This is a genomic window from Caballeronia sp. INML2 (genome assembly GCF_023631365.1).
In the GTDB taxonomy this organism is placed as follows: Bacteria; Pseudomonadota; Gammaproteobacteria; order Burkholderiales; family Burkholderiaceae; genus Caballeronia; species Caballeronia turbans.
This window is the reverse complement of sequence record NZ_JALQDH010000143.1, coordinates 1-6,127: the sequence shown is the minus strand read 5'-3', so window position 1 is coordinate 6,127 and position 6,127 is coordinate 1. Positions and strand designations below refer to the sequence as shown.

The window sequence follows — 6,127 nt, the reverse complement described above, 5'->3', positions numbered from 1 at the left end:
ACTGGACCAAATCGGCCGACGACATCCTCGCCAGCGTCAAGCGATTTTGTCTACGAATTTCTAACTCGGGACACTAGAGACGGGATAAGTCGCCGACCGCATGAGCAGACGGAGACGACAGAGAGCGCGAACGACGTTACTGGCCAACGACTTTTCGCAATAACCCTTCCCGACAAGGCAAGCGACGCAATGGCCTTGTTGCAGCCGAACAGTCCGCCGGAAAGCACCCCCGATCTGAGGTGCCGATGACGACGTGGCCTCTATTAGCTTGCGTCCAGTCGGTCACTCAAGTCGAGTATTCTGCGCCTGCGTGGTCTCACGCAGCATGCCAGCGCACTGCGTCAGCCAGGCAACGCTTTTTGCTTCCCTGATGCCCCGACGTCTCGCGTACCCATCCGTTTCGTCGCCTGCAGCAACGCTTCCGCCGGCGTGAAGTAGTGAAAAATAAATCGGCCGACTTTTCAATGATCATGTGGACCGGCCCGGACTGCGGTTCCACACGAATACGCGCTTGAATTCGCGATCCGCGGAGCCGGCGATGCATCAGCGCTCGTGCTTATTGTAATCGCTACGCATATGTGCCAGCGTTCAGCTGTCACGTTCCGTCATGCGATGCGCGGGCTCAACTGCAACCGATATCACCGGCGGTCGAAAATCACTTGCGACCTGCTCATAAGAGAACTGCGAATACGCTGAGACAATGCATACAAATTCCGAATAGTCGTTCGCACGGAAAGGGCATGTCATGACGAGACTCCGTTTTTTTGCCGCCCTGCTGATTGGGATCTCGGTGCTTCTGCCGCCGGCGCGGGCCGAGTCAGGACCGAGTGCGCCCACTGTCGCACCAGCATCCGCGCCACCGGGTGCTGTCGCGAAAACCCGCCAGATGAACATCGCGGCCAAACCATGGACGGGCGACTTTGACGCGATGCTCGAGCGCCGCGTGATCCGCTTTCTTGTGCCGTACAGCCGTACTTTGTACTTCAACGACAAAGGCCGAGAACGTGGCTTGACCGCTGAGTTCGCGCGAGACTTCGAACGGTACGTCAACAAGCGCTACGCCAGCCACCTCGGAAAACGCCCGCTCACAGTCCTTCTGATACCAACTACCCGGGACAAACTCCTGGCGAACCTTCAGGCCGGGCTGGGCGATATCTCGGCGGGCAACCTGACGGCGACCGATGAGCGCCGCAAGTTTGTGGACTTCGTTGCGCCGCGTGACCGCAAGCCGGTCAGAGAACTGATCGTGACCGGTCCTGGCGCTCCGGCTATCGCCAAGCTGGACGACCTCGCGGGGAAGCAAGTCTATGTACGCAAGGCGACGAGTTATTTCGAGAGTCTAACGGCGCTCAACGACCGGTTCAGGAAAGCAGGCAAGCCGGTCATGCAGATAGTGCTGCTACCGGACGCACTCGAAGATGAGGACACGCTCGAAATGCTGAACGCGGGAATGCTTCGCATGGTGGTGGTCGATGACTGGAAAGCAAAGCTGTGGGCGCAAGTCCTGCCTCGGGTCAACATCAGGGAGGATCTGGTAGTACGCAGCGAAGGCTATGTCGGTTGGGCGATCAGGAAGAACAGTCCTCAGCTGCAGGCTGCGGTGACTGAGTTCTATAACGAGTTTGCTAAAAAGCAGGGTGTCATCGACTATCGGCTCGCACAGTTCATGAAGCGTATCAAGCAGGTCACCGATGCTTCGGGGGCGGCGGAGAACAAGCGTTTCGACGAAACACTTGCCCTCTTCGAGAAGTACGGCAAGCAGTATGGCTTCGACCCGCTGATGCTGGCCGCGCTAGGCTACCAGGAATCGCAGTTGAACCAGTCGGCCCGAAGCCACGTTGGCGCGGTCGGAGTCATGCAGTTGATGCCAAAAACAGGCAAGGAAATGGCGGTTGGCAACATTGGCGTGACCGAATCGAACATCCATGCGGGAACCAAATACATGGATCGGCTGATGACACGCTACTTTCCGGATGCGCACTTCGATGACACCACTCGTGCAATGTTCGCGTTCGCAAGCTATAACGCGGGGGCGGCAAAAATTGCAAAGATGCGCACGGAAGCCGCGGCACGCGGGCTCGATCGGGACAAGTGGTTCAATAACGTCGAAATCGTAGTCGCGGAGAAGATCGGCATCGAAACCACAACGTACGTACGCAACATCTACAAGTATTACGTTGCATATCGCCTAATAGTCGATTCGCAGGACGCGCGCGACAAGGCGATTCGCAAAATGCAGCCCGGTGAGTGACCGTTGCCCGAGCGGAGTCGACCCCAGATGTACGACTGACGTTGCGGGCGAGAGCCGCTTCATGGCGGTTGAGCCCTCCCCCTCGTCAGATCGGCGAAGATTTACATTTCCGCCAGCTACCGGCGTCGCAACCGACGAACCGGGATATGCCAATCGCCGAGAGCGAAGGCGGAGCTCCATGGGGCACTGGGTCAGGCGATGCGTTGGCGTTTCGCTGGCTGCATCAGGAACTCGCCGAAGCGCTCACGCAACTGATTCTTCGTAAGCGCTAAATAGAACACACCTATCATCGTCGGTGTTTAAGGGCGACGATTGCGTCCGCAACCTACATTGCGGACGCAAACCATGAACGACGACGAGTCTGATTTTCTGCCACTGCGGGTCATTCGAGAATGCTCCAACGGTAAGCGGAGGTACGACCCCGAGGGTAAGCGCCAACTGATCGAGGCGTGCTTGCTGCCGGGTGCGTCAATCGCCGGCCTCGCACTCAAGGCCCAAGTAAACGCAAACCAGCTGCACAAGTGGATTCGCCTGCATGAGAGGGCAAAGTCTGCTCGTGCAGCCGAAGACACGGTCAACCCGGCAACGACGGCGTTCATCCCTGTGGTTTCTGTGGAACACAGCTATCCGGATTCCAATCCCCAGTCGTCAGCGCTGCCAGTGTCATCTAGTCACAGGCAATCGGCGACTGTGTCTCGACCCATGGCGCGCCTGTCGGCGCAACTGCCAAACGGGGTAAAAGTCGAACTTGAGTGCTCACGACACGATGCGACACTTGTCACGGCATTGATCGCCGCACTGGGAGCGCATTGATGTTCCGCCTTGACTCCGACCTCCGCGTCTACCTGCACCGCGAGCCTGTCGACTTCAGGGCTGGCATCAATAGCCTCACGGCGTTGGTTGAACAGTCGATGCAGCTCGATCCCTTCGCCCGCGCCGTATTCGCGTTTCATAACCGCAAACGCAACCGCGTCAAGCTGTTGCTGTATGAGCGCTCAGGCTTCTGGCTAATGTTAAAACGTCTCGAGAAGGACCACTTCGTGTGGCCGCGCCGCAAGCAGGCAGTGATCGAGCTGACGACCGAACAGCTGCACTGGTTGCTTGATGGTATTGACGTCGATGCGATGCGCCGTCATCCCGCGCGACAGGTACCATCATACAAGCTGATGCTGCGAGCATTGCTGGGCGACGTCGTCGACAGCCGTTACAAATTTCCGTAAACCCATTGTGCGTTCTGATTCGCTACTGTGGGTAGCATGGACGAACGCGAATTCTCCCGATTACCTCCAGCCGCGCAGGCTTACATTCGTGAGCTCGAGGCCCGCAACCGCCAGTTGGGTGAGCGAGTTCGCCATCTCGAGGAACAATTCCGGCTTGCGCAACACAAGCGCTTCGCACCGAGCAGCGAGAAGCTTCAGGATCGTATCTTCAACGAAGCCGAGCAGACCGCAGCCGAGGATCCTGAGGATGACACGGGCGAACTCGACTTGCCTTACACGGGTTTGCCGGAAGCGCCGGAGCCTGCTCGCCGCAAGCGAGGTCGCAAGCCTCTGCCGGCGGATCTTCCCCGCCAGCGCATCGAGTACGACCTGCCCGAAGAACAGAAGATCTGTCCCTGTTGCAGCAACGCAATGCATCGTATGGGCGAGGAAATCAGCGAGCAACTGCATATCGAGGTGAAGGCCTCAGTCTTGCAGCATGTTCGCTTCAAATATGCATGCCGTCGTTGCGAGCGTTTCGCCGAGCGTACGCCGATCCTGGTCGCGCCGATGCCGGCGCAACCATTACCGGGCAGTCAGGCCAGCCCCGCGATGATCGCCACAGTAATGACGGGCAAGTATGTCGACGGCACGCCGCTATACCGAATGGAAGACGCGCTCGGCGCGCGAACATTCCGGTGGGCCGAGGTACATTAGGACACTGGGTCATCAAGCCAACGCAATTGCATCTGGAGCGCCTCTACCAGTCGTTACGCAAGACCTTGCTGTCGCAGCCACTGATCCATGGCGACGAAACAACCGTTCAGGTGCTGAAGGAGCCGGGCAAAACCGCACAAAGCCAGTCTTATATGTGGCTGTATCGAAGCGGGCAGGATAGCGCAGAGCCGGTGGTGTTGTTCGACTATCAACCCGGACGTGGCAAGCAATATCTCCAGACGTTTCTCGCGGACTACAAAGGCATGGTGATGTCCGACGGCTACAGCGCGTGGCGAGCGATCAAGGGCGTGACTCACTTCGGCTGCCTTGCTCATGCGAGACGCGGATTCGTGGAGGTCCTGAAGACGCAGAAAAAACCGGGCAAACGTGCACAGCAGGCTCTCGAATTCTTCCAGCGACTCTATCGCGTCGAAGCACTCGCAAGAGAGAAGCCGCCGAGCGGCGAAACGCGCGCCGCGTATACATTACGATTACGACAACAGCACAGCGTTCCGCTGCTTGAAGCATTTAAAGCCCGGCTGGACGAGCAGGCACCGCAAGTGCCGCCCGAAAGCTCACTGGGCAATGCCATCAGCTACACGCTTAACCAGTGGGAGTATCTCAGCCGTTACGTTGCCGACGGGCGAGCCCCGGTTGACAACAACATTGCCGAACGCGACATACGACCGTTTGCAATGGGGCGTTCATTGTGCACCTCCTTCCGAAACCTCGATAAACATAGGGATTTGTCCGTCGGCATCGTTGCGACACGGGCGATGTTTGCGTGCCAACGCCGCCGTAACAGCTTCGCTTTGCAGATCGCTTGCCCGGATTTGCCATGGGGCGTCAGGCATCACCTGCTCGGCAGGCAGCACTCGCTCCTTGATCAGACGGCGGATCACGTGACTGGTTACGCCAAGGCGTTTCGCTGCCTCGAACATCGTTAGCCACTCTCCATCCTTCTGCGCCGATTTGTAGGCGTGAATATCCCTTACCTGACGCATGGCGCTGACGCGCTTCGCCGTCCAGGTCATGCCCTGTCCGGTGCGAATGCCCATCCGGTTCAGCGATGCAGCGATATCCTGATCTGACCACCGGCCCACCATGCCGCGTATGACTGCAAGCGCTTCATCGGACGTACTGCACCCATGCTCACCGGTCTTCGGCTTGCGGATGCGGAGTTCGGAATGTTGGCCGCCTTGCCAGTGGATCGTCAGGGTGACCGCCCGTGCAGGCTCGTCGACATCGGCAACGATATCAACGATCAATGCGCGAACCAACTGCTGACGTGTGCGCATGGTGACGCCCGGCGCGCTCCACGCTGCGCGAAGATCCTCGGCGAGCTTCGTAAAGTCTGGCATGGGAGCCTGTCCCTCCGGTGCGCCCGCCGTCTCCAGGCGCACCTGGCAGGCCTGTACACGGCGCAATGCCACTTCCCCAGTTCTTCTCCAACTGCGCGGCAATCAGGCGGTTCTCGGGATCACAGGCGGCGTAGCGCCGCTCAGCCAGCGTGGCCTCATACCGTGCCTGCTGCAGTTCGAGCTCCATGATTCGCCGCTGCTCGTTCAGGGTATCCATGTGCATTTGCTCGGCCTGTTGTGCTGCTTCGATCGCCAATGGCTCCACGACACGTAGCAACTCCTCGCCGATTGCGGCATCGATACGTGAGCCGCCGAACGTCATGCATCGCGGCGGCATGTCGAAGCGATTGCATCGGTAGACTGCCTGCGGAATGCGCCCAGTATAGGCCACTGACAGGCGACGCCCGCAACGTGCGCAGGCAAGCAGGCCAGCAAGAAGCGCGCGCCCACCACGGCCGGATTTTACGTCGCCAGCCTTGCCGTAGGCATTGGCTGCAAGCTTCTCCTGGTTGCGCTCGAACTCGGCCCAGTCGATATAGCCGTCGTGATGCTCCCTGAGCATGACGTCCCAGGCCTCAAACGGCTTGCGGTGCTTGTAG

4 protein-coding genes and 2 pseudogenes are annotated in these 6,127 nt (G+C 59.0%); 4 read left to right on the top strand and 2 right to left on the bottom strand.

What is annotated here, in order from left to right; translation table 11 throughout:
• Positions 1-269: 269 nt before the first annotated feature.
• Positions 270-376, bottom strand: a pseudogene (locus NCT32_RS37785) (IS5/IS1182 family transposase); the annotation flags it as partial.
• 369 nt (positions 377-745) lie between these two features.
• On the opposite strand from NCT32_RS37785, the gene NCT32_RS36225 reads away from it, so the two are divergent.
• From NCT32_RS36225 to tnpC, 4 genes and pseudogenes are all read left to right on the top strand, one after another.
• On the top strand, positions 746-2,251 hold the full coding sequence (locus NCT32_RS36225; protein ID WP_061121981.1) for a transglycosylase SLT domain-containing protein: 1,506 nt from the start codon (positions 746-748) through the stop codon (positions 2,249-2,251).
• Positions 2,252-2,596: 345 nt separating this feature from the next.
• Entirely contained in the window at positions 2,597-3,064 is a 468-nt protein-coding gene (gene tnpA / locus NCT32_RS36220) for an IS66-like element accessory protein TnpA (RefSeq protein ID WP_061121982.1), read from the top strand.
• Positions 3,064-3,471 carry an IS66 family insertion sequence element accessory protein TnpB gene (gene tnpB / locus NCT32_RS36215; RefSeq protein ID WP_086961704.1) on the top strand — a complete coding sequence of 136 codons (408 nt, stop codon included), beginning with the start codon at positions 3,064-3,066 and terminating at the stop codon, positions 3,469-3,471. The genes tnpA and tnpB overlap by 1 nt, the downstream gene beginning before the upstream one ends.
• 36 nt (positions 3,472-3,507) lie before the next feature.
• A pseudogene (tnpC, locus tag NCT32_RS36210) lies at positions 3,508-4,871 on the top strand (IS66 family transposase); the annotation flags it as partial.
• A 553-nt stretch (positions 4,872-5,424) separates the two neighbouring features.
• On the opposite strand, the gene NCT32_RS36205 reads toward tnpC, so the two are convergent.
• Positions 5,425-6,127: recombinase zinc beta ribbon domain-containing protein (locus NCT32_RS36205; protein ID WP_409241581.1), on the bottom strand; the 703-nt coding region annotated here is incomplete at its 5' end.

What these genes read in the sequence shown, in the direction of transcription:
- NCT32_RS36225 (WP_061121981.1), top strand. Translation starts at nt 746, where the DNA reads ATGACGAGACTCCGTTTTTTTGCCGCCCTGCTGATTGGGATCTCGGTG.
- tnpA (WP_061121982.1), top strand. Translation starts at nt 2,597, where the DNA reads ATGAACGACGACGAGTCTGATTTTCTGCCACTGCGGGTCATTCGAGAA.
- tnpB (WP_086961704.1), top strand. Translation starts at nt 3,064, where the DNA reads ATGTTCCGCCTTGACTCCGACCTCCGCGTCTACCTGCACCGCGAGCCT.